The 23617-nt window shown below is 42.1% G+C and carries 17 protein-coding genes; 4 read left to right on the forward strand and 13 right to left on the reverse strand.

Translation table 11 applies throughout. The features are described from left to right. Nucleotides 1-25 precede the first annotated feature (25 nt). Entirely contained in the window at nt 26-2629 is a 2604-nt protein-coding gene (gene leuS / locus EHS15_RS01555; RefSeq protein WP_135758773.1) for a leucine--tRNA ligase, read from the forward strand. Here leuS and EHS15_RS01560 read toward each other — a convergent pair. From EHS15_RS01560 to thrC, 3 genes are read right to left on the reverse strand one after another with little or no spacing between them, the layout of a single operon-like run. Further along, nucleotides 2619-3761, reverse strand: a complete 1143-nt coding sequence (locus EHS15_RS01560; protein ID WP_135758774.1) for an LIC10486 family protein — start codon at nt 3759-3761, stop codon at nt 2619-2621. The two genes, leuS and EHS15_RS01560, sit on opposite strands and share 11 nt — an antisense overlap. Before the next feature lie 4 nt (nt 3762-3765). After that, on the reverse strand, nt 3766-4470 hold the full coding sequence (locus tag EHS15_RS01565; RefSeq protein WP_135758775.1) for an ATP-binding protein: 705 nt from the start codon (nt 4468-4470) through the stop codon (nt 3766-3768). 56 nt (nt 4471-4526) lie between these two features. Next, complete coding sequence (thrC, locus tag EHS15_RS01570; protein ID WP_135758776.1) at nt 4527-5879, reverse strand: threonine synthase; 1353 nt, start codon at nt 5877-5879, stop codon at nt 4527-4529. Between the two features lie 95 nt (nt 5880-5974). Here thrC and lepB point away from each other — a divergent pair, with 95 nt between their 5' ends. The 3 genes from lepB to EHS15_RS01585 are packed head-to-tail and all read left to right on the forward strand — an operon-like array spanning nt 5975 to nt 10250. After that, on the forward strand, nt 5975-6574 hold the full coding sequence (gene lepB, locus EHS15_RS01575) for a signal peptidase I (RefSeq protein ID WP_135758777.1): 600 nt from the start codon (nt 5975-5977) through the stop codon (nt 6572-6574). A gap of 3 nt (nt 6575-6577) precedes the next feature. Further along, nucleotides 6578-8389 carry a penicillin-binding protein gene (locus tag EHS15_RS01580; RefSeq protein ID WP_135758778.1) on the forward strand — a complete coding sequence of 604 codons (1812 nt, stop codon included), beginning with the start codon at nt 6578-6580 and terminating at the stop codon, nt 8387-8389. A gap of 10 nt (nt 8390-8399) precedes the next feature. Beyond that, on the forward strand, nt 8400-10250 hold the full coding sequence (locus tag EHS15_RS01585; RefSeq protein ID WP_135758779.1) for a motility associated factor glycosyltransferase family protein: 1851 nt from the start codon (nt 8400-8402) through the stop codon (nt 10248-10250). Between the two features lie 3 nt (nt 10251-10253). Here the strand turns inward: EHS15_RS01585 and EHS15_RS01590 are convergent, their stop codons facing one another. The 10 genes from EHS15_RS01590 to EHS15_RS01635 form a co-directional block, all read right to left on the reverse strand. Then, the gene (locus EHS15_RS01590) at nt 10254-11291 is read right to left on the reverse strand and encodes an OmpA family protein (protein WP_135758780.1); all 1038 of its coding nucleotides are present in this window, start codon (nt 11289-11291) and stop codon (nt 10254-10256) included. 72 nt (nt 11292-11363) lie between these two features. Further along, nucleotides 11364-12878, reverse strand: coding sequence for a sigma 54-interacting transcriptional regulator (locus EHS15_RS01595; protein WP_135758781.1), 1515 nt, complete (start codon nt 12876-12878; stop codon nt 11364-11366). Nucleotides 12879-12881: 3 nt separating this feature from the next. Then, nucleotides 12882-14009, reverse strand: a complete 1128-nt coding sequence (gene prfB, locus EHS15_RS01600; protein WP_135758782.1) for a peptide chain release factor 2 — start codon at nt 14007-14009, stop codon at nt 12882-12884. Nucleotides 14010-14057: 48 nt separating this feature from the next. After that, on the reverse strand, nt 14058-14897 hold the full coding sequence (locus tag EHS15_RS01605; protein ID WP_135758783.1) for a hypothetical protein: 840 nt from the start codon (nt 14895-14897) through the stop codon (nt 14058-14060). Then, a complete protein-coding gene (gene purD, locus EHS15_RS01610; protein WP_135758784.1) occupies nt 14898-16175 on the reverse strand; it encodes a phosphoribosylamine--glycine ligase in 1278 nt (425 codons plus the stop codon). Further along, entirely contained in the window at nt 16165-18855 is a 2691-nt protein-coding gene (locus EHS15_RS01615; protein ID WP_135758785.1) for a valine--tRNA ligase, read from the reverse strand. The genes purD and EHS15_RS01615 overlap by 11 nt, the downstream gene beginning before the upstream one ends. A 76-nt stretch (nt 18856-18931) precedes the next feature. Then, complete coding sequence (locus EHS15_RS01620) at nt 18932-21907, reverse strand: PP2C family protein-serine/threonine phosphatase (RefSeq protein ID WP_135758786.1); 2976 nt, start codon at nt 21905-21907, stop codon at nt 18932-18934. Beyond that, nucleotides 21904-22332, reverse strand: coding sequence for an ATP-binding protein (locus EHS15_RS01625; RefSeq protein ID WP_135758787.1), 429 nt, complete (start codon nt 22330-22332; stop codon nt 21904-21906). The genes EHS15_RS01620 and EHS15_RS01625 overlap by 4 nt, the downstream gene beginning before the upstream one ends. After that, on the reverse strand, nt 22329-22670 hold the full coding sequence (locus EHS15_RS01630; RefSeq protein WP_135758788.1) for an STAS domain-containing protein: 342 nt from the start codon (nt 22668-22670) through the stop codon (nt 22329-22331). Before EHS15_RS01630 ends, EHS15_RS01625 begins: the two co-directional genes overlap by 4 nt. A 1-nt stretch (nt 22671) precedes the next feature. After that, nucleotides 22672-23595, reverse strand: coding sequence for a hypothetical protein (locus EHS15_RS01635; protein ID WP_135758789.1), 924 nt, complete (start codon nt 23593-23595; stop codon nt 22672-22674). Nucleotides 23596-23617 lie beyond the last annotated feature (22 nt).

Here is a 23617-nt window from a genome sequence, read left to right on the forward strand (position 1 = left end):
ATATTGCACTTTCCCACGTTAGTCGATGAGTTATCCCTTCCAAAATATTGAACCAAAATGGCAAACTTATTGGGACGAAAAGAATACTTTTCGCACCAATCCCCGCTCTTCCAAACCTAAATACTATTGTTTAGACATGTTTCCGTACCCAAGTGGTGCAGGATTACACGTAGGCCACCCGGAAGGATACACCGCCACGGACATTCTATCCCGCCTCAAAAGGATGCAAGGCTTTGAAGTGCTTCATCCGATGGGATGGGATGCTTTCGGCCTGCCTGCGGAAAGATACGCTATGACCACCGGGGTTCACCCCAGAGTTACCACAAAAAACAATATTGATACCTTCCGCAGGCAAATCAAAATGCTTGGCCTATCCTACGATTGGTCCAGAGAGATTTCCACTACAGACCCGGAATACTATCGTTGGACCCAGTGGATCTTCCTGCAAATCTACAATTCTTACTTCGATCGCACAGAAAAGAAGGCTAAATCCATCTCCTTTTTGGTGAAAGATTTAGAACAAAATGGATCCAAATCCTACGAAGAAATCGAACTTCCTAAAGGTGTTTCCTTCTCAGGAAACGACTGGAAATCAAAATCCAGAAAAGAAAAAGAAGATATACTTTCCTACTTCCGTTTGGTTTACGAAGCCAGCATCCCAGTCAATTGGTGTGAAGCTTTGGGAACCGTTCTTGCCAACGAAGAAGTGGAAGAATGGACTTCCAAAGGTTATTCCGTAGAAAGAAAACCGATGCGTCAGTACATGATGCGCATCACATCCTACGCAGAACGCCTCTTAAACGATCTTTCTCTTTGTGAATGGCCCATCTCCACTTTGGAAATGCAAAGAAACTGGATCGGAAAATCCGAAGGTTTGGAAATCGAATTTCCTTTGGAAACAGGAAACAAAGGAATTGTGGTATATACCACAAGACCGGACACCATCTTCGGAGCCACATACTTAGTTCTAGCACCGGAACATCCTCTCGTTCCTGAAATCACTATATCCGGCCAAAAAGCCGCAGTAGAAACTTATCAAAAAGACTGCGCACTGAAAAGTGATCTGGAAAGAACAGAACTCAATAAAGATAAATCGGGAGTTTTTACGGGGGCTTATGCCACCCTTCCTACAGATCCAAGTAAAAAAATCCCGATCTATATTTCCGATTACGTTCTTTATGGTTACGGAACAGGCGCCATTATGGCAGTTCCTGCACACGACCAAAGAGATTACGACTTCGCCGTTAAATTCAAATTGCCCATCATTCCAGTAATCCAAGGAGAAATGGAAGACGGAAAAGCATTCGACTCCAAAGATTCCGTTTGCATCAACTCTTCCTCTTCTTTGATTTCCTTAGACGGCAAGGCATACAAACAAGCGTTTGATGCAATGTCCGATTGGGCACAATCCAAAGGAATCGGCAAAAGAAAAATCCAATTCAAATTGAGAGACTGGCTCTTCGCAAGACAAAGATATTGGGGAGAACCCATCCCTTTGGTTCATTTCGAAGATGGAACTCCGAAAGCACTTTCCGATTCAGAACTTCCTTTGGTGCTGCCCGACCTAGAAGAGTTTAAACCTTCCGGAACGGGAGAGTCCCCACTAGCACTTGCTAAAGATTGGCTGGTCTATAAAGATCCTGAAACGGGAGAGATCGCCAAAAGAGAAACCAATACCATGCCTCAATGGGCAGGATCCTGCTGGTACTATTTAAGATATATTGATCCTAAAAATACGGAACGTTTGATAGATCCTGAATTGGAAAAAACATGGATGCCTGTGGAAATCTATGTAGGAGGAGCGGAACACGCCGTCTTACATTTACTTTATTCCCGTTTCTGGCATAAAATTCTTTTCGATTTAGGACATGTTTCCACACCGGAGCCTTTTCAAAAATTAGTCCACCAAGGCCTTATCCTCGGCGAGGACAAAGGCAAGATGTCTAAGTCCAGAGGTAACGTGGTCAATCCGGATGACGTAGTGAACGAATTCGGTGCAGACACACTTCGTCTTTTCGAAATGTTTATGGGTCCGTTCGAAATGTCCAAACCTTGGAGCAAAAACGGAGTGGACGGAGTGTTCCGATTCCTAAACCGTGTTTGGCGATTGTTTCACTCGGGACCGGACGAAAGTTTCCTAGTACAAGATATCGAACCCAACGAAGCAGAACTCAAAACTCTACACCGCAGCTTAAAAAAAATCAAAGAAGACATAGAAGGTTTTGCCTTCAACACCGCTGTGTCTCAAATGATGATTTTCGTAAACGAATTCACATCCAATCCCAGAAAGCCGAAAGCGATTCTAGAACCTTTCATTTTGGCTCTTTCCCCTTTCGCTCCTCACCTAGCGGAAGAAATATGGGAAAAACTAGGACACAAAGAATCTTTAGCTTACGAACCGTACCCTTCCTGGGATGAAAAATATCTTGTGGATTCCACAATCACAATCGTCGTCCAAATCAATGGAAAGATGAGAGGGGAATTTACAGCGCCTAGAGACGTGAATGAAACAGATGCGATCTCTCTTGCCAAACAGGTAGAAAAAGCTCTACCCTTTTGGCAAGGAAAGGAAATCAAAAAAGAGATCTATGTGAAAGGCAAACTTGTGAATCTTGTAGTTACAGGATAAACATCACAAAGATCAAAACGCCGACCAGAACAATCGCAACGAAAGCGCCCATCAGAGCGACTAAGTTTCCGCCGCCGCCTTTCTTTTGTTCTACGACACCACCTTTTTTCTTTGCCGCTGCTTGTTTATCGCCTGCAGTCGGCACAGTAGCTCCTTTCGGAATCGCAACCTTTACGGGATGTTCTTCTATGGAATGAAACAGATATTGATTCGGACCTTCTGCAAAAATATGAAATTCGTTTTTAGAAGAAGCGATCCCCAAAAATTTACCCACAACCGGCTCTTTAGAAACATTCCCGGCTGCGTCTATCAATCCTAAAAGACCTGCGTTGGCCATACCTTCCGCAGTATCCAAAGGAACTCTGAATAAAATTTCCTGACCTTCAATCAAGTTGTCGAACTCGACCCCGCTAATAGGAGAGATAACTGTCTTCATGGAAAATTCTTTAGAACGACCTTGTCGAAAAATACCGATTTGGCGATCCAAAGGATTTGCTTCTCCTCTGGCAAGATTCGTAGGAGCGATATTCAAATCGGGAGCAGGAGTCTCTGTCTCATCCGCAGGTTTCATAATAGGAGAAATGTATCCCTTCATAGGATTTTCGTATCTGAATTTTGCGCTGGAGAGTTTATCGATTTCAGCCTGCAGTTTAATTCCCTTCGCTCTTGTAGCAGTAAAGAAAGGAGTTTCTAAAAGTTCAGATATACGAGAAGGATCTTTTTTCTGCCAAAGAGGAAGAAACTCTTCCAATTTCTCTTTCGTAAACACACGATGCAAAGTTCTTCCTAAATTTTCGGAGAGAGGTAAATCCACTCCTCCTGTTTTTCCTACATCCGCTAAGTCTTGAGAGATTTGAAGATAGTCGGCGAAAGTTCTGATCCTTCGGAAGATAGGAGAGTTGCCTACGACGGCATAAATTTCCATAATCTGTTTTCTTATGGAAGAAACCAGAATGAGAAGCATTCCATTTTTATTTTCGATATCGATTTTGATTTTTACCAAATAAGCATCGGTAATTTTGCCTTGAAGAACTTCTTTTGCTTGTTCGTCGGTAAATACCGCTTCCATAGTCAAACCTAGAAGATCTGCTTGTTTTTTTAACTGTTCTGTTTTTGAGTCTATATCGGACATTAAATTATTCTACAAACAACTGTTCTATGTTAGAATTTCCGTTCACCGAACCGCCCAATGGAACCTCTACACGCGCAACTGTTTCCCTTTTTCTTTCTGATGAGTATATGGAAAATAACCTTCTGTCGAAGCCGGATTGAGACAGCAGGATCTCTACCATAGTGATTCCCATCCCGGCTCCTTCCGTATTATCTCCGTGCTCCATAAAAAATTCAAATAAATTGTCGTATTTTTTAGCATTTAGAAACTTTTCTTTGATTCTTTCCGCTTCTTTGGGGATCAAAGGAAAATTATTTCTAATTTCAATATCTACCTTCTCTGGAGTATGAATACAAGTAATTTTAACCTGATATCCGTGTTCTTTCATTTTTTGTTTGTAAGCGGGAAACTTTCTTTCGTTTAGATTCGTTTTGAAAAGCTTCATACCTTTTTCATAATCTTCTAAATTACGAATATTTAAACGCATTTCGTCGAAAATCATCCTTTTGATGGCGGCTTTCGTGGAATTTACGATGAGTTCCTTTGCGGAAGTGTAAAAAAGCTCCATAAGATCGGGCCTTCCCACTTTATTCAAAACCGCAGATAAAATGTACTTTAATTTGTTTTCCCCTGCATCTCCCAGTACATAGGTGATGAGGGATATTTTTTTACCCTCAAGAACGCCTCTATCAACGGCTTCACGAAAAATAGGGTCGAGGCTGGCATCCATGGGCTTGATTCAGGTTAAACTTACGAAAAATGCCACATGGGAATAGTTTTGTCTACTTATTTATGATTCGCTAGTTCTTTCCCTAAAATTTCTAAAACGCTGCTCAGGTTCGCCGGACAAGGCAGGATCGAATTTTTCATCTCCCTGTTTGTGCCAGGAATCTTTCCTTCGTGATAGTTCACTTTGAATTCGGTGAATTTCAAACCGTTCGCAGTGGAGATCACCACAACCTTTTCGCCTTTTTTGACTTCTCCCCGATCGATGGACTTCAAGAGAGCCGCCAAAGCCACTCCCGTATGAGGATCATTGTACAATCCGTATAGGTCTCCCCTTGCTGCGGCATCTGACAATTCCTCTTCCGTTGCCACTTCGACGATCCCTTCGAACTTTTTCAAAACGCGAATCGCCTTTTTGACGGAAACAGGATCTCCGATTTGGATGGCGGATGCCAACGTCTTCTGCGCCGTAACGGATTGGAAGTTCGTAAAACCGGTCTTAAATGAATCGTACAGAGGGCTTGCGTTTTTCGCCTGTGCCAGAATGATTCTAGGCAGTCTGTCGATGAGACCCAGCTCTTTCATCATTTCAAAGCCCATTCCCAAAGCGGAAACGTTTCCTAAATTTCCTCCTGGGATCACGATCCAATCGGGCACTTCCCAGCCTAACTGCTGTGTGATTTCAATTGAAATGGTTTTTTGGCCTTCGATTCGGAGCGAATTCATTGAATTTGCCAGATAAATCGACTTCTCTTTGGTCACTTCCTTTACGATCGCCATACAACCGTCGAAATCAGTATCCAAAGCCAGCACTTTTGCTCCGTTAGAAACAGGTTGGATCAATTGTGCAGTCGAAACTTTGTTAGCTGGTAAAAATATGATAGCAGGGATTCCCGCTTTTGCGGCATAAGAAGCAAGAGCCGCAGATGTATCTCCCGTGGAAGCGCAAGCAACAGCACGAATAGGAACTCCGTCTGCGATCATCTGCTTCACCTGGCTGACAAGAACCGTCATCCCTAAGTCCTTGAAAGAACCTGTGTGGGAGATACCACATTGTTTGATATAGAGGCCGCCCAATCCCAAATCTTTCGCCCATCGGGAAGCATCGTAAAGATGGGATCCGCCTTCTCCGGAAGTGACTATGTTTTCCTCGGAAATTCCAGGAAGCACCCACTCCTTTTTCCCCCAAACGCCGGACTGATAGGGAAACTTTTGAGAGCGGAATCGGGAGTCAAAAGTATCTTTCCATTCCTTTGCGGAAATTTTCTTCAAACTCTCCAAATCATGTTCGACAGAGAGCAGCTCTCCCTCATTTTCACAAGAGTAAACGACCTCTCCCAGTGAGTAGGTTTTCCCACAAGTTTCATGGGTGCAGCGAAACTGCGCTCGAAATTCATTTTTTGTAAGTGACATAGAAATTCTCTTAGGATGTGGTTTATGATAACTTCCTTTTCCATTCTGGAGAAGGGAGGAAAAATCACGAATGATTTTTATTTTAGAGCAACCTAATGGATAAAGAAAGAGAAAAGCTTCCCTGGAAGACAAGAATCAAACGTTATTCTAAAATCTCTCTTCTCGTCCTCCTTTTAGGGGTTCTATTGCTGTTCACCCGCATTTTTCTATTCCAAGTCTATTCCATCCAAGGCAACTCTATGTATCCTACCTTGGAAAACGGTTCCATCGTGTTCGTCTGGAAGGGAGGTTTTGCGCTTTCCGCCAAACTCTTCGGAACAGGCTGGCTCTATACGGAACCGAACATCCAAAAGCTGGATTTGGTTTTGTTCGTCAGCCAGGATGACGAGCTCGTAGTAAAAAGAGTCATCGGACTTCCGGGAGAATTTTATTCCATCGAAGCGGGAAGAGTCGTCATCGACTCACAAATGTTAATTGAAAATTACTTACCGATGGGAAGTCTCACTTCGGAGCCGAATAGTTCCGTTTTTCTAAATTTGAAAAACTCTCCGTTTCTAGCCATGAATTCCCAAGGTAGGATTCCTCCCGGTTATTATCTTCTGCTAGGCGACAATCGGGAATATTCTACGGACTCCAGAAGTTTCGGCTTGGTTCCCGTCGAAAAGATCAAAGGAAAAGTTTTTTTATATTTCTAAAAGATGAACGAAAGCAAACAAAGACTGACCGTAATTTTTTACTTCATCTTGGGGCTCTTCGCCATCCTGCTCGGCCGAGTCGTTTATCTCACCTACTTCAACGACAATATCATCAATCTAAAATCGAATAAACTCGTACAAAGAGGAACCATATACGATAGAAGAGGCATTGAACTTGCGTTATCCCAAGAATCGGGAACAGTAGGAATTGATCCTCCTAATATCTACGATCTGGAGCTTACATCCCAGGAACTCGCTCCCATCTTAGGACAGTCTTCTGACAAACTTTTCCATGCCATTCGGGAAAAACAAAATTACTTCCTCCTAAAAAGGGAAATCGACATCAAAAAGGCGAATCAGATCAAAGCTTTGTCCCTTCCAGGAGTCAGAGTAGAAAAAGAATTCAAAAGAATTTATCCGCAAAGTTCCCTTGCCTCCAATCTCATCGGCTTCACAGGTTACGACGATGATAAGGCACTCTCCGGTTTGGAAGCGATTTATAATTTGGAGATGTTGTCCACAGGAGATGCGGAATCAACGAAAGGAAACAACATCCACCTAACAATAGACAGTATCATTCAATACAGATTGGAAAAATCCTTGGGAAAGGCGTTTTTAGAAACACAATCCAAACGAGGAATCGGAATTCTCATGGACATCGATTCCGGAAAAATTCTGGCGATGGCATCTTTTCCTAATTTCGATCCCAATCATTTTCAAGATTATCCTGCGGACTCTCACACGAATTGGGGGATCAGACATGTTTATGAACCCGGTTCCACGATGAAGATCTTTATCGCACTGATGCTGTTAAACGAAGGTGCGATCCTTCCTCACGAAAAGTTCAATTGTCCCGGTTATATAGAAGTGGGGAAAACGGTCATTCGATGCACGGAACAACACGGTCCCGTAAATTTAGAAGAGATCCTTCAGTATTCCTGCAACGTAGGAATCATCAAGGCGGCGCAGAAAGTTTCCGATGCGACTTTCCATCGTTATCTGGATCATTTCAACTTCGGGAAAAGAACCAACTTCTCTCTCCACGAAGCGAGAGGATATCTCACTCCTCTTTCCAAATGGAACAAAAGTACTCATTATTTTCTTCCTATCGGCCAGGGACTTTCCGTAACTCCCATCCAACTCATCACTTCCGCTGCTGCGGTAATGAACGGAGGGATACTCCATGAACCTTCCGTAGTTTCTCACATAACAAACTCATACGGAGAGCTTGTACACGAATTCACTCCCAGGAACGAAGCCTTGGGTGTGAAAAAAGGGGCTGCAAAAAAAACATTGGAAGCCATGAGCAAAGCGGTGCGACTGGGAACAGGGAAAAAGGCTTATATAGAAAACTACTTTATCGCAGGAAAAACGGGAACGTCTCAAAAGGCGAGAGCGGGACAAGGATACCAAGAAGGTCTTTTTACCGCCAGCTTTCTCGGTTTTTTCCCTTCCGAAAAACCAAAGTATGTTGGACTCATCGTTTTTGACGAACCCGGCGGCGCCTCACACACAGGAGGTGGAATTGCAGCTCCCGTTTTTAGAGAGGTTGTGGAAAGCATCATTCCTATCGTGGAAAAAAGTGAAAAGGCACAAGTGTATGCTCTCAAATCGAGAAAGGAAAAGATCTTCAAATTCGATCTGAATACGGTTCCTGATTTCACGGGAATCACCGCTTCGGAAAGCATTCAAATTCTGAAAAAATTAAACATACCTTATCAAATCATAGGCTCGGGTTTCGTAGTAAAGCAGGAACCGAAACAAGGCACTCCCATAAAAGGCATAACAGAAATTAAACTATTTCTGCAAAATTAAATACAGTTTCGTGAACTCCGAATTTTTAAAATCGAATTTATCCGCAGTTTCGGAAGATCTTGCCGAAGAAATCGAATCCTGCGAACTTCCTTTCCCTTTGGTTTCTACAAAATCGGGAGACTACACGATCGAAGCGGATGGAATTTTTCTCCACAGCAAACATGATCCTAAGAAGGAAGCTAGCCGATTCATCAAAGAATTACCGGATGACGGAGACAAAAGAGTTTATCTTTTGTTTGGTGCCGGTTTAGGGTACATCCTTCCCGAAATTTTGGAAAAAGAGAACGTATCCGTAGTTTGGATGGAACCGCATTTATTCCTAATCAAATATGCGTTTTCACTTTTCGACTTCAGCCGCCATCTAACTTCGGAAAAACTCATCCTTATCACGAATGCAAAAAACGAAGAAGCTCTGGCCTATGCTTTCAAAGGGAAAGCCACGATTCCGATCACATTCGTTCCTCATAGAAGTTCCTGGCTGTGGAAAGAAAAAGAATATTCCCAATTGAGGATGATCGCAGAACAAAACTTTCATAAAAAAGACGTAAACCTAGCCACACTCACTCGTTTCGAAAAAATCTGGGCAAAAAATATTTCTTTCAACCTTCCCGATCTCTGCCGACTAACTCCTATTCATGAACTTTTCGGAATTGCAAAAAACGCAAAAGTTCTGGTAGCTGGTGCCGGTCCCAGTCTTTACGAAAGTGTTCCGGAAATCAAAGAATATAGGGAACATTTCGTACTCATCGCAGTGGATACTGCCCTTCCCATACTTCATCATTTCGATATAGAACCCGATTTGATTTACTCCGTAGATCCTCAGGCACTGAACAGCCAGTATTTGGAAAGTTATACCGGTAAAGGAATTTTGGTGTTTGATCCTACTTCCACATACCTCAGTCTTCGTTTGGAAAAAGGACCTGTCAGAGGTTTTTTCACATCTTCTCCCTTTCCTATGATCAAACTCATAGAAAGCATCGCAGAACAAGAGATTGGTTCCGTTCCTTTCGGAGGTTCCGTATCCACGAATGCGGCAAGTCTGGGAACCCTAATGGAAGCGGAAACCACTTATCTGGTAGGACAAGATCTAAGTTTTACGAAGGGATGGGCTCATTCCAAAGGCGCCATCATGGAAGAGAGACTGAACTATAAGGAATCCAGAAAGTTCCGAAGAGAACTTCATAATTACCGTCAACTTTCCGCCCTTCCTCCCAAACAAGTAAAAGGTTACGACGGAACAATCCACCTAACAAATGAAAAAATGCTGATCTTTAAAAAATGGTTCGAAGGAAACGCTTCGGAACATAAGTGGATCAACTTAACTTTATACGGCGCAGCTCTGGAAGGAATCTCCCATTCCGTTTTTTCGGAAAGTTTCGGGAAAGAAGACATCGCCAACGCAAAACAAGTCAGAGAAAAAATCAGAAATTTTTTTCCTTCGGAAGAAGGAGTCTGTGATCCGAAAGAACTCGCTTCTCAATTATCCGAAACCATCAGACATCTTACAGACTTCTCGATTCCGGTGAAAAAGGGGCTTACTCTTTCCCAAAAGATCTACGAGCAAATCAAAAGAAATCAAATCGAACCACAAAGATTCCAGAACGATTTGAATCAAATGAATGCGATCGACGAAATCGTTTCTTCTAAAAAAGGTTTGAATGAAATTTTAAGTTTGGGAATTCAAAGAACCATTCTTACGATCACGGAAGGATACGAAGATCAGCTTTCTTTGGAGGAAAGAGAGAATGCTCAATTGGGAATCGCACGCAAATCGGTTTTGTTGTACGAAGGACTGCATGAATCCCTCGTTACTACTCGTAAAAACCTGAAAAAGAGTTATTACCGTTTAACGGAAAATTAAAGGTTATTTCTTTCTTTTTTTGATCGGATCTACGGACAAAACGGAAAAGTCAACTCTTCTGTTTAAGATTCTTCCTGATTCGGTATAATTGGAAGCTACGCTTGTTGTTTCGCCAAACCCGCGATAATCCAATTGAGAAGAATCCACTCCTTGTTTTTCCAATTCATCTTTGATGAACTTCGCTCTTTCATCGGATAAAATCTTATTTTCATCCAATTCACCGATAAAACAAGTATGTCCTTTGACTCTGATTTTGATTCCTGGGTAGGACTTCAATGCGGAAGCAAGAGTAGCGATTTGGTTCGGAGCCTCTTCGGACATCTCCAAAGAATGTTTGATGAAACGAATCTGAAGATGATTGATATAATGGATCGCTTCCGGTCTTGACTTAAATTCAGAAGTCACCTTTCCCGTTTCTACTTCCTTTCTTTCCAATTGAATCACGGAAGGTTTAGAAGAATCGGTTTTTACAGTTTTAGATGTTTCCGCTCCTTTTTTGGAAGAAGAACTGCTGCACATACGAAATAAAAATATAAGCAGAAGGATCCCGACCAAAATTCCTGCAACGATGATCCATCTTTTATTATTGGATTTTTGAGAAGAACCGTAACGATTCAATTCAACTAACTCTTGATATTCGGGAGTAGGAGCGATTTCCTCTTCGGATTCTTGTTGATAAGGATGATAAAAATCGGAATCACTGTCTTCGTAAGGAGACGCTTCTTTTTTCGTTCTTTTAGCGGTTTGTTTTTTGGAAGAAGTTTTTTTAGAAGGTACGGATATCTTAGCCGCCCATTTTCTAATCTCAGTTCTGAGGTATTCGTCCGCTTCCGGGCTGAATGCAAAATTATCTCGGATGTATTTTACTGTGCGCTTTTCGATTTCAGTGTAGTCGTTCCCGTCCTTGATCGCCTCAAACAGGTTTTTCGCTACGGTTTTACTGATAGGAGCCTTAGTACGTTTAACCGCTTTCTCAACGATCTCCAGTAATTCACGATCGTATTGTTTACCTTTGATGGTTCGGTAATAACTTTCAGCCACAATAGTACTCCTAGGAAAAGTATCGACCCTTCCGGTCCATGAATCCAGGACTTTTTCGGGTCTTATGGGGGCTTAGGAGTTATATCCTGCCAGAAATTGGTTGTTTTTGATCTTATATTGGAGGGCACCTCGGCTGATCCCCAATAACTTGGCCGCTTCTTCCTGTGTGGTAACTCTTTGAAACGCTTCCTTGATCCACATAGCTTCCAGTCTTTCGGTGGCGATTTTCAAAGATAGATTGTCGTTAGGAGTGAGAATGTCGGAGGGAATAGTCAAATTTCCCGCAGAAGGGGTAAGATTGGCAATGGATTCCGTCTCACCTTTACCTACAATGTTTCCTTGAGAAAAAGAACTAGGCTCCAACTCCGATTCGGGGGCGACCAGAACCGCATATTGGATCACGCTCTGCAACTGACGAACGTTACCGCCCCAAGGCATGACGGACAAAGCACGAATCGCATCGTTAGAGAAAGTTTTTTCTCTCCCGTATTGGCGGTTGTAAATATATAAAAAATGATGAGCTAACAGAGGGATGTCGCCTCTTCTTTCTCTGAGAGGAGGAACTCTTAGAGGAACTTCCGCTAGTCGGTAGTAAAGATCCATAGAGAACTTTCCCTTTTGAATCTCGTCCAAAAGATCCCGTTTGCTTCCCGTAAAAACCCGCAAATTGAGAACCTGCTCTTCGGAGTTGGTAGGATTAGGAACTTTTTTCTCGTTCAAAGTTCGAAACAAACGATCCTGCAAATCGAGAGGAAGATCACCGATCGATTCTATGTAGATGGAGCCTCCGTTCGCTTGTTCCAATTTTCCCGGATTAAAAATTTTACCGGAGAAAGATCCGAAAAGTTCGGCCTCTAACAATTCATAGCTGAGGCCGGAACAATCGACGGTGAAAAACGGTTTGGACTTTCTTTGAGAAACGAAGTGAAGAGACTTCGAAACGAGTTTTTTTCCCGCTCCCTCTTCTCCTATGATCATTACGGAAGTATCTGAAGGACCCACTTGACGAATTCTATTCTTCAAAAATAAAATCAGAGGATCGTAACCTAAAATTTCCTCTACAGGGTCTTCTTCTCTTTTCGACTTTTCGACAGCTTCTTTTGCGATTCTTTCTTCCAAAATAACAATCGTAAGCTGAGAAGCGAATAGATTCGCCTGATTTACGATGGAAGGAGAGAAAAAGTTCACTTTGTCCGATTCGAGGTTCAAAACTCCGATGGTGGTGTCCCTAGTCAACAAAGGAATGGCAAGCTCGGAACGAACAGATTCGATCAGTTTAATGTAACTTGGATCTAAAAAAACGTCCGGAACATAAACGATTTCTCTGGAGGATGCCGCTCTTCCAGTCACACCCAAATTGAACGGAAGTTTGGCGGCAATTTTCTTTTCCCAATCCATTCCCTTCGCCGCTACGATAGTAAGCACATGTTCTTCGTTGTCTGCGATGGAAATACTTCCCGTTGTGGCTCCGAATAAAGCGAGGGTCGCGTCCAGAATAAAATTCAAGCGGTCCGTAATATTAGGAAGAACGTGAATTTCTTTCTGAATTTTTCGGATCGTGCCTGAAATGTCCTGAGGTTGCGCCATGATTTACGTTTTTACGCCGGAACGAAGATTGGTGATGTATTTCAGATAAGCGATGATAAAACCTTCCAAATCTCCGTCCATAACACCGTGAACGTTTCCCGTTTCGAAATCGGTTCTATGATCTTTGACCAGATTATAAGGATGGAACACATAACTGCGAATTTGTGAACCCCAGGCAATGTCTCTTTTTTCGCCCGACTTTTTTTCGTTCTCTTCTTCCGCCTTCTGCTTTTCCATTTCGTAAAGTCTGGCCTTAAGCATCTTCATCGCAGTGTCCCTGTTTTTGATCTGGGATCTTTCCATCTGACAGGAAACTACGATTCCGGTAGGGATATGAGTGATACGAACCGCAGAGTCGGTAGTGTTGACGTGCTGTCCCCCTGCACCTGACGAACGATAGACGTCTACGCGGAGGTCTTTTTCTTCGATGACGATCTTAATGTCGTCGTCCACTTCGGGAGTCACATAGATGGATGCGAAAGAAGTATGTCTTCGTTTATTGGAATCGAAGGGAGAAATACGAACCAGTCGATGCACTCCGGACTCACATTTTAAATACCCGAAAGGATGATCTCCTTGGATATAAAGAGTGGCGTTTTTGATTCCCGCTGTCTCACCTGGTTGGTAGTCGACCAAAGAAGCTTTGTACCCTTTTTGCTCACAATAACGAGTGTACATCCTCAAAAGCATATCCGCCCAATCTTGGGATTCTGTCCCACCTGCGCCCGGATGGATATTGATGAATGCGGCTTTGTTGTCGTCTTTGCCAGCAAGAGCATCTAACATCTGTAAATTCTCAAAGGCTGCGAATAATCGTTCGAAGTCTCCGTTAAGAGTGGGTAATCCTGCATCACCTAATTCTTCTGTGGTGAGTTCGATGAGATCGGGGAGTTCCATCAGCTCTTTTTTCAATTCGAGCCAAGGATCTAATTTAAGTTGAAGTTCGTTTCGTCTTTGTGTGACCGACTTTGCCTGATCAGGATTGTCCCAAAGTTTAGGGTCATTCGCCTTTTCGATAAAAGACAATAGGCGGTCGTAGTCTTCCTGCATATTGTGCAAGTCCCAGTAGTCTTGGAAATTGGTGATGACTTCTTGGGTTTGTTTTTTGAGCTCTTTTAAGGAACGATCCATGGGTACAATAGCAACTTATTCTGCGAAGGGATTATTAAAAGCGAAAAATCAGAACAGGGAATCTTTGCGGATTCTTTCCACTTCCCATTGAAATATGGTTTCTCTCAACTGAGGAGTGTTTCCTTCCACAGTGGAAACGAGAGAATAGGAGGTTTCTTTTCCATAAACATCGGGAAGTTTTTTAAGAATGAATTTCCCCGCTTTGATGAGTTCGATGACATGAAGTAAAAAAGGATCTTTTTCCCTTTTACTCATTTCTTCCATAGAGTAATAAAAGCAGGAAAGCCCTTTATAAAACCAATCCAGATATTCGTTTTTTCCGTAAGGCCAGATTTGATTCAGTTCAATCTCGGATTCTTGAACGAGTGATTTTCCCAAAAAAGGTTTTTGCAAAAGTCGACATTGGAAATAAATTTCAAAATTAAGATCTCTGTCTCCCCCTTTTTCGAAATCGACTCCCATCCACCTAATCCATGCTTTTTTCTCTTTGATAGGAAGTGCAGGAATCAGTGCGAATAGATATCCCTGGTCTCTGAAAATTCTTTCATGAGCGAGATATTCCAAAATTTCGAGAGGGATCATATAATGTCCCTTCTGCCATTGCACCACATAAGGAATGGCTTCCACCTGCATATATTCTGCAGGAGTTTCCGAACGGATTGTATCACCGAACTGTGTTAATACGAAAATAAAGGAAAGGAGTTCTTGTCTGCTAAGGCCGCTGAGAACGCTTACGGAACCTCCCAGATGTTGGAGGGCTCTGCGGATCATCAAATGCTGCTGCAAATGGGGCTGGTTTTCGGATAAAATGATTCCTAATTGTTTTTCAAAATTACGAAGAGTACCTTTTTCAAAGACTCCTACATTTCCCGAAACGGCGAACGGCATTTAGATAGCTCTCTTTCCTATATCTCTTCTGTAAAAAGTGTTAGGTGCGTTGATTTTATCCAAATGAGAATAACATTGCTGCAAACTGTCTTTCAGATTTTCCGAAACGGAAGTGATTCCTAAAATTCTTCCTCCGGAAGAAAGAAGTTTCCCTCCGTCCCATTTCGTTCCCGCATGAAATACCAATACGGAACCTTCATTCGGAGGAACTTCCAAAGGTAGACCCTTCATAGGAGCATCGGGATATCCTTTTGCGGCAAGAACCACGACCGCACTTGCAGCATTCTTAAGTTTGATATTTCTGGATTCCAAACTGCCTGTGGACGCTTGATGGAAAATAGGAAGAATATCTTCATCTAACAAACGCAATACACACTGTGTTTCAGGATCTCCGAATCTGCAATTGAATTCCACTACATTAGCTTTCCCTTCCGGAGAAATCATAAGTCCCACATAGAGAAGTCCTTTGTAAGGATGTTTCGCCTCTCTAAACTCACGTAACATTGGAATGATGACGGATGATTCTACTTGTTTTAGAATGGAAGGAGTGAGGATCGGAGCGGGAGCATAGGCTCCCATTCCCCCCGTGTTCGGACCGATATCGCCGTCGAAAGCTCTTTTATGATCCTGTGCAGCGGGAAGACACATAAAGTTTTTTCCGTCTGTAATAACAAACAAAGAAGCTTCATTTCCCTCTAAAAAAGATTCGAGGACCACTTTTGCGCCGCTTTCACCGAACTTTTGTTCAATGAAAATGTCGTTCAAAGCCTCTTTTACTTCATCCATTGTAGTGGCGACAGTGACACCTTTTCCTGCGGCAAGACCATCCGCCTTTACAACTAAAGGTAAAATCTGTTTTTGCGCATAGGCCCAGGCGGAATTATGATCTTCGAATACTGCAAAAGATGCCGTAGGAACATGTGCCTTCTTCATCATCTCTTTTGCAAAATGTTTAGAACCTTCGATTTGAGCGCAGTATGCGGAAGGACCGAAACATGGAATGTTTACTTCTTCACACCAGTCCGCAATACCGGCAACTAACGGATCTTCGGGTCCAACAACTACGAAGTTCGTTCCTGAATTTTTCAAATAAGATAAAAACGATTCTTTGTTCGTAATGGAAATTTTTTCCGAAGGAAGAATCAAAGCAGGATCAAATCCTCCGTTTCCGGGGAACACCTTCAATTCTTCCAATAAAGGAGACTGTAAAATGGAGTGGGCCAAAGCATGTTCTCTTCCCCCGCTCCCGATCAATAAAACTTTAAATTTAGTTTCCAATTTTCTCTAACGCTCGCAATGTGCTATCCAACTTTTCTTTCCAAGTCGCATACTTCTCTTTTTCTTTTTCCACAACTTCGGGTTTTGCTTTTTCCACGAAAGCGGGGTTATTGATTTTAGCTTCCAGTTTTTCCATTTCCAAAACGATTTGTTTTTTCTCTTTTTCCAATCTTTGTTTTTCTTTTTCAAAATCAAAGATGCCCGCCAAAGGAAGAACGATTTCCCCTATGGAAAAGGCTCCCACAGAATCGGTATTCGTTACCTCATGAGCATTGTCGAAGAGAATAGAATCTGCTTTTGTTAGCTGAAGAAGGGATTTATATTCTTTTTCTATCATCTGAGAAACAAAAGCTTCAGACGACTTCAGAATGATTTGGCATTTTTTTTCAGGCTTCACTCCTAATTCCGCCCGCATATTTCGAACCTTGGTTACGATCTCCTGCAGAACTTCCATTTTTTTAACCGCAGGATGATCGGAAGAAACTCCATACTTCACCGGGAATTTGGTTCTTACTAAAAGTTCGTCGGAAAGAAGAGAATGAATCTCTTCCGTCAAAAAAGGCATAAAAGGATGGAGCAGTCCCAAAGATTTGTTTAAAATACTAACAAGAACTTGGCGGGATGCCTCTTGGGATTCAGGAGTTACGTTTCCGTAAATTCTTGCTTTGGAAAGTTCTATGTACCAATCACAGAAAGATCCCCAAATGAATTCGTACACCAAGTTTGCCATTTCGAAGAAATGATAATCGGCATAAGCTTTTTCATACGCCTGTAAGGTTTTATCGAATTCATGAAAGATCCAAAGGTCGGTCTCTTCCAATTTGGACAAATCGGGTTCCTGGACTTTAAAATCTTCGGGAAGATTCATGAAAATGAATCTGCTGGAATTCCATATTTTATTACAGAAAGATCTATAACCGTCTAACCTAGATTCATCGAACAAGATATCTTTTCCTTCCGGAAGAACAGCTGCCAGGAAAAAACGAAAAGAATCAGTTCCGTATTTGGTCATCATGTCCAGAGGATCCACTACGTTGCCCAAAGACTTGCTGAACTTTTTACCGTCTTTATCTCTCACTAGTCCGTGAATCAAAACTTTATGGAAAGGAACATCTCCCATAAACTTCAATCCACTCATGATCATACGAGCGACCCAAAAGAATATGATGTCGAACCCGGTAACTAAAACAGCAGTAGGATAATAATTTTTTATTTCCTTTGTTTGTTCCGGCCATCCGAAAACCGTAAACGGCCAAAGTCCGGAAGAGAACCAAGTATCCAAAACGTCTTCGTCTTGAGTGATCTCACCATCTTGGAAAGTTTTACCTTGTTTTCGAAAAAGAGATTTCGCTTCTTCCAAAGATTCCGCAACGACCAAAGAACCGTCAGGAAGATAATAAGCGGGAATTCTATGTCCCCACCACAATTGCCTGGAGATGCACCAGTCTTTGATGTTTTCCATCCACTCGAAATAAGTTTTTTCCCACATCTTAGGTTGGAACTGAACTTTACCGGAACGAACAGCATCGATCGCAGGTTTGGCGAGACTTTCGATTTTCACAAACCATTGCGTAGAAAGCATCGGTTCGATCACCGCCCCGCCTCTTTGGTTGTGTCCTACACTGTGAGTATGATTTTCTATTTTTTCGATATAACCTAAGGATTCAAGTTCCTCGACCACTTTTTTACGTGCTTCGAAACGATCCATTCCTGCGAATTTCCCCGCTAATTGGTTGAGGGTCCCGTCCAAATTCATCACAAGAATAGGAGTGAGCCCGAGGCGCAATCCCGCCTCATAGTCGTTAGGATCGTGTGCGGGAGTGATTTTTACTAGTCCCGAACCGAATTCTTTATCCACGAAAGAATCGTAAAGAAGAGGAATTTCCTTATCCACCAAAGGAAGAATTAGATTTTTGCCTTTGAGAGAAGCATATCTGGGATCTTCCGGATGAGCGCATACCGCTACGTCCCCGAACATGGTTTCCGGTCTTGTGGTAGCTACCACAATATAGTCGTCTTTAGAAAGAGATTGAATGTTTTTTCCGGAACGAACCGCTTCCGCCTTGGGATAACGAATATGATAGAGTTTGCCTTGTTTTTCCTTATACTCCACTTCTATGTCTGAAATGGCGGTTTTAGTGACAGGGCACCAGTTGATGATTCTTTCCCCTCTGTAAATCAAACCTTCTTCATATAACTTCTTAAATACAAGAATGACCGCTTTGGAAAGTCCTTCATCGAAGGTGAACCTTTCTCTGCTCCAATCCACTGACTCACCTAACAAACGTTGCTGGCGAGTGATCATTCCACCGGAATGAGCTTTCCATTCCCAAACTTTTTTATTGAACTCGTCTCTGGTGAAGTCGGTTCTCTTTTTTCCTTCTTTAGCTAACTCTCGCTCTACGACTACCTGAGTGGCGATTCCCGCATGATCCATACCGGGAACCCAAACTACGTTTTTACCTTTTTTCCGTTCGATACGGATGATGATGTCTTGGATGGTGTGATTTAAAGCATGTCCGATATGCAAATTTCCCGTTACATTGGGAGGAGGAATGACTATGGAAAAACTTTCTTTCGCAGTCTGATCGGGAGAAAACGCTTTCGCATCTTCCCATTTCTGAATCCATTTTGATTCTACGGATTCGGGTTCGTAACGGTCGGAGAGTTGTTTGTTCATAGTAGCCGGAAATTTCTAGGTCTTACTATGTTTCTGCGCAGGGTTAGGGGTCAAGGAATCTGTGACCCCTAAAAGCCTATTTTTTACGCAAAGCAATCATTGCCACGTCATCGGAGAGTTGGGAAAGTCCCGGCTTTTTCAAATCGTAATTCGTATGAGTCTGTAGGTCGGAAACAACGATTTGGATCAATTCTTCGGGAGATTTTTCTCCGTTTTCCCGAATGAGTTTGGCCACTCTTTCCTTGGTGTACATACTTCCGTCGGGAGAACGGGCTTCATCCAAACCGTCCGTATATTGAAAAAACAAATCTCCAGAGTCCAAATTCAAAGCCCTTCTTTCGACTGTGGTTTCGAAGAAAGAATTTTCATCCATACCGATAGGAAGTCCTCCTGCGGGAAGAAGATGGATTTTTTTCTCGGAAGCATCGTAAAACACCGGTTTGATATGACCTGCGGAAATATATTCGATTCGTGAATTTACGGAATCGAAAATTCCCATAAAAAAAGTAACGAAGATATGATCGGGAGTATCGTCATAAACATGAGCATTCACTTCCAAAAGAATCTTTTTCAAATTCCTTTCCCCTCTTCTCAAGATGGAACGGATTTGAGCACGGAACAATGCCATGATGATGGCAGGCCCCACACCGTGATTCGAAACGTCCCCGATGCAAAAGGCAACTTTCCCATTTTCTAATTCAATGAAATCGTAATAATCGCCGCCTACTCCTGCCATCGCTTTGTAAAAGGCACCGAATTCCACTTGGTCTTTCAAATGAGTGGGAAGGGTTTCGGGGAGAAGTCGTTTTTGAATCTCTTCTGCGGCAAGAAGTTCACCTCTCATTTCCTCGCCTTCCTTCAAACCTTTCACCATATCATTCAATGATTCGCTTAAAATTCCTATCTCATCATAACCGGCTCTAGGAAACTGCACTTCCAAATTTCCTTCTCCGATTTCTTCGGCTTTTCTGCTGATGAGGCGAATTCGTCTAACGACAAACGAAGCCAATACATAAGCTAACAGAATAGCGATGATTCCGATAATTGCAGTGAATTGAAGAAGTTCTTCTCTGTTTTTGCGCATCTGTCTTGCGCCGTCCGTTCTATCGATGAGGACAATGTTGTAGCCGAGAAGATCTTTTCTAAGAAGATCATAAACCAAACCTTTTCCGATTTTTTCTTCCAACATGGAAAGAGGAGCTGAGTCGAGCGCCCACATCATTTCTTCCGCTTCGCTTCTGCTGCGTACTAAAATTCCGGAATCCCATTTGTTTTTCGTAAACTTAGGGAGTTCGGTTTCGGAATCTCCGGAAAGAATCCAATCCCGCAAAAGTTTCCATTTAACTTGTGTTTCTTTTCTTTCCGGAGCTTCTTTATAATATCTTCTCAAGCCCGAAGAACCGGTTTGGAACGAAAGAAAAGCAAAATCTTCCAACGCGGCTTCTCTCAAACCGTAAAAAGAATCTTCTATCCTTCTTTCTGATATGGAACTCCAATCTTCCTTAGTTCCTTCCAGTTGGAGCAACGCATCTCTCAGTTCTTCCTCTGCCGCTTCCAGACTTTTGATTTTGTCTTGGATTTCTTCCGCTGATAGTTGTTTTTCTCCTTCCTTAGGAGGAGTTTTGGAACGTTTCTGCCAATCCGTAATCTCTTTGGATTTTTCAGAGATTTTGTTCGTAACGGATTCTTTTTTCTGTTTCCAGCCTTTTTCTAAATCGGAATAAACCTGTTTATAAGGTTGAAGAGATTCCAGTTTGATTTCTCTTTTCTTCAATAATTGTCGATAAGCAGCCGTTAGAGATTTATATTCCGCATCCGAAGAAGGTTTTACCTTTCCTTCTTTTCTCAAAAAGGAAATTCTAGCTTTCAACTTCTGGGACAATTCACCGATCTCTAAGGATATTTTTTTATCCTCTTCCAAGTAAGATCTCCAAATGCTATCCTCTTTCGCCAATTCTTCCGCGATGAGCCTGGATCTCTCCGCAGTGATGGGGCTTCTGAAAACGGGGCGGTACACCACTTCGAATTGCCTCCCCCCTACTTCGTAACTTTCCGACTCAGATTTGTTTTGGATCGTATTCAGAACGTCCTTATCCTGAAAGAGAGAAGCTTTACTTGCCTTAAATTCCTGATTTTGAAATAATTTTTTTCCGGTTTCAGAGGAAACGGAAAACAACAAACCGGTATCCAAAGTTTCTTTTCCGTTTCTATCATAAGCTAAAATTCTGATTTTATCCGGAACCAAACCCAAAGAAGAAATTTTATCCTTATACGAACCACGGAAAAAAGCCTGTAAGGCCTTAGCCAAAGCGGTTTCTCCCGATTCTATTTTTTTCTCATTGATAGGAATGTTTTTTTCGGAAGTTTTTCTCTCTCTTTCCAGCTTATCTTTGTTTGCTGTTAGTTTCTTCTGATCTTTAGGAGCCAAACCTTCCTTGAGCAGTTCTTCCTCTATGGCTTTTTTCTCTTCTTCGATTTCTTCCATTCTGGATTTGGAAGTTTCGATGCCGATTCGGGAAGAAGCGATTTTCTCAGCTAAAACTCTGATTCTCTCATATTGAACAGGATCTATCGGCGCTCCGTTTTCTTTGCGAAGACGGTTTTTTACATTCACTTCGAAATCTACGATTTCCTTTTCGGAAAGATAACGGGAAAAATAAGTATCTACGGAATGATATACGTTGCCTCGTTTCACATTGAGGCCTATGGACTGCCCGAAAGATTTTAAGGCTCCGAAAAAACCTTTTTCTTTGCTGACGACCGTCCTTTTGAATTTACTGAGTTCTTTTTTCTTTTCTTTAACTCTGATTTTATATTCTTCGACTAACACTAAACTGCGGCTTAGATTTTCCAGATCGACTACGACTGAGCTCACATATTCGAGAGGACTTTTAAGCTCCATTCCCAGTTTTTCTTCCAAGGCGGAACTCTGTTGCCTGTAATGAATGACCGAGGTGATGGATAAGATCGTAATAACTAGAATTGCAGTGAAAAAAGAAAGTTTGGCACGGATTCCGGGCAGAACCGCTCTTAAAAATTTATTTTTGATCATAAGGTTTCTCTTGGATAAATCAATGTTAACTGGTTCTTTTGGGAGTCGGAAAGATACTGATAACGAAGAGACATGATGTTTCGAATCGACTGAAGTCCGAATCCTCCATCTGCGCCTTCTTCATAGAGTTTCTCCAAATCTTCACTTTCCTTTAGGGTGGGATCGAAGGGAATTCCTTCATCCGTAATTACAAACAAATAACCTTCTTCGTTTTCCGACATTTTCAGTTCGATTAAGGAAAGTTTTTTTTCAGGAAAACCGTGTTCGATGACATTCGTAGCGGCCTCATCCAGACAAAAAACGATTCTAGATTTGACCAGATCGGTACAATCTTCCCCTAAAAAATGACGAACCTTTTCTCTAATGTTTGTTAGTTCCCCTAAGTCGTTCGGGAAACGGAAGGAGGTTTCCGGTCTGAACTTCAAATCCCGGCCAATGCTTCCTCTAAATTTCCGAAGATCTTGACCTTTTTCGTGAAGTACATAAGTTCCATCGTATCTTTCACTTCCTTCTTCAAATGACAGAAAACGATTTCTCCCGATTTTTCCTTCAAAAATTTCTGCATTGCATTGAGAACTCCGATCCCTGCCGAAGCGATATAAGTTAGAAGAGTGCAATCGCAAACGATTAGATTCACTCCGTTATTTACAGCTAACTCTAGTTTTAGTTTCAAATCGGGAGCCGTTTTTGCGTCCAACTCTCCTCCGATTTTCAGAATCAAACGATTGCCGTCCAACTTCTCGCTCAATGTAAGATTTGCCATTTCATAATCCTTTTTTTAAGTCTTTCATCAAATCTTTCGCTTGTATGATTCCGTACAGTTTTCTTTCCAAGGAATCGATCTCGTAATAATTTTTGATATCCGGATTTCCTTCGAAGATATGCGCATACTTACGAATCCCTTGGATCGCCTTTCTTGCGTTACCTTCCAAAATTCCTTTTGTAACGGAATAATAAAGATCAATAGCTAGAGAATCCATCACATTCTGTTTGAAGCCGGGCTCTCTTTTATCCACAGCGGAAAGTAATTTTTCCACCTCTGATTCGTTATATGAATCGGAATCGCTGTAATCGATGATGTATTTGGATAAAAGTTTTTTGCAGCGGGAGAAATTATTCGTTTTGCTTGCCGCAAGAATCTGCTGGTAAAGATTATGAACTTCCTTTTCCAGATATACTTTTTGATGAGCCGTATCCAATTTCACAGGCTCGAAAGCGGATCTCAATTCGTCTCCCGTAAAGTTACGAATCGTATCTTCAAATAGTTTTTCGTTTTTTGTCTGAGTGAGGACGGAAAAATCTTTCAAAGACTTTTCGATTGCGGAAACGAAATCCAAAGCTTCCGGAGTTTGAGCAAGTTTCTGATCTTCCTGAATTCTTTCCAAAAAAAAGATGCAGGAATCACCTAATGCGGACAAGGTTTCGGACAAAGCGTTCGACACCAAACGTTTGCACTGCGGACCGATCGTATTTTGATAGGCGGGATCTTCAATATCCTCTTTCAGCTTGTCCATCATCTTCCCTGCGGAGAGACTCGACTGCGCCTTGTCTTTTTCCCATCCGGCATAAGCCAAAGGGTCATAGAGATATTTTCTAAAATGAGATTTTCCGGACAATGCCAGAAGGCGGATGGTTTTTACCAATTCCTGAGCCAGAGCTTGGGAGATAGAGATTCTTCTTTCAAACATGGATTAGAGATTAAAAACAGAA

Source organism: Leptospira idonii, assembly GCF_004770995.1.
Lineage (GTDB): Bacteria > Spirochaetota > Leptospiria > Leptospirales > Leptospiraceae > Leptospira_A > Leptospira_A idonii.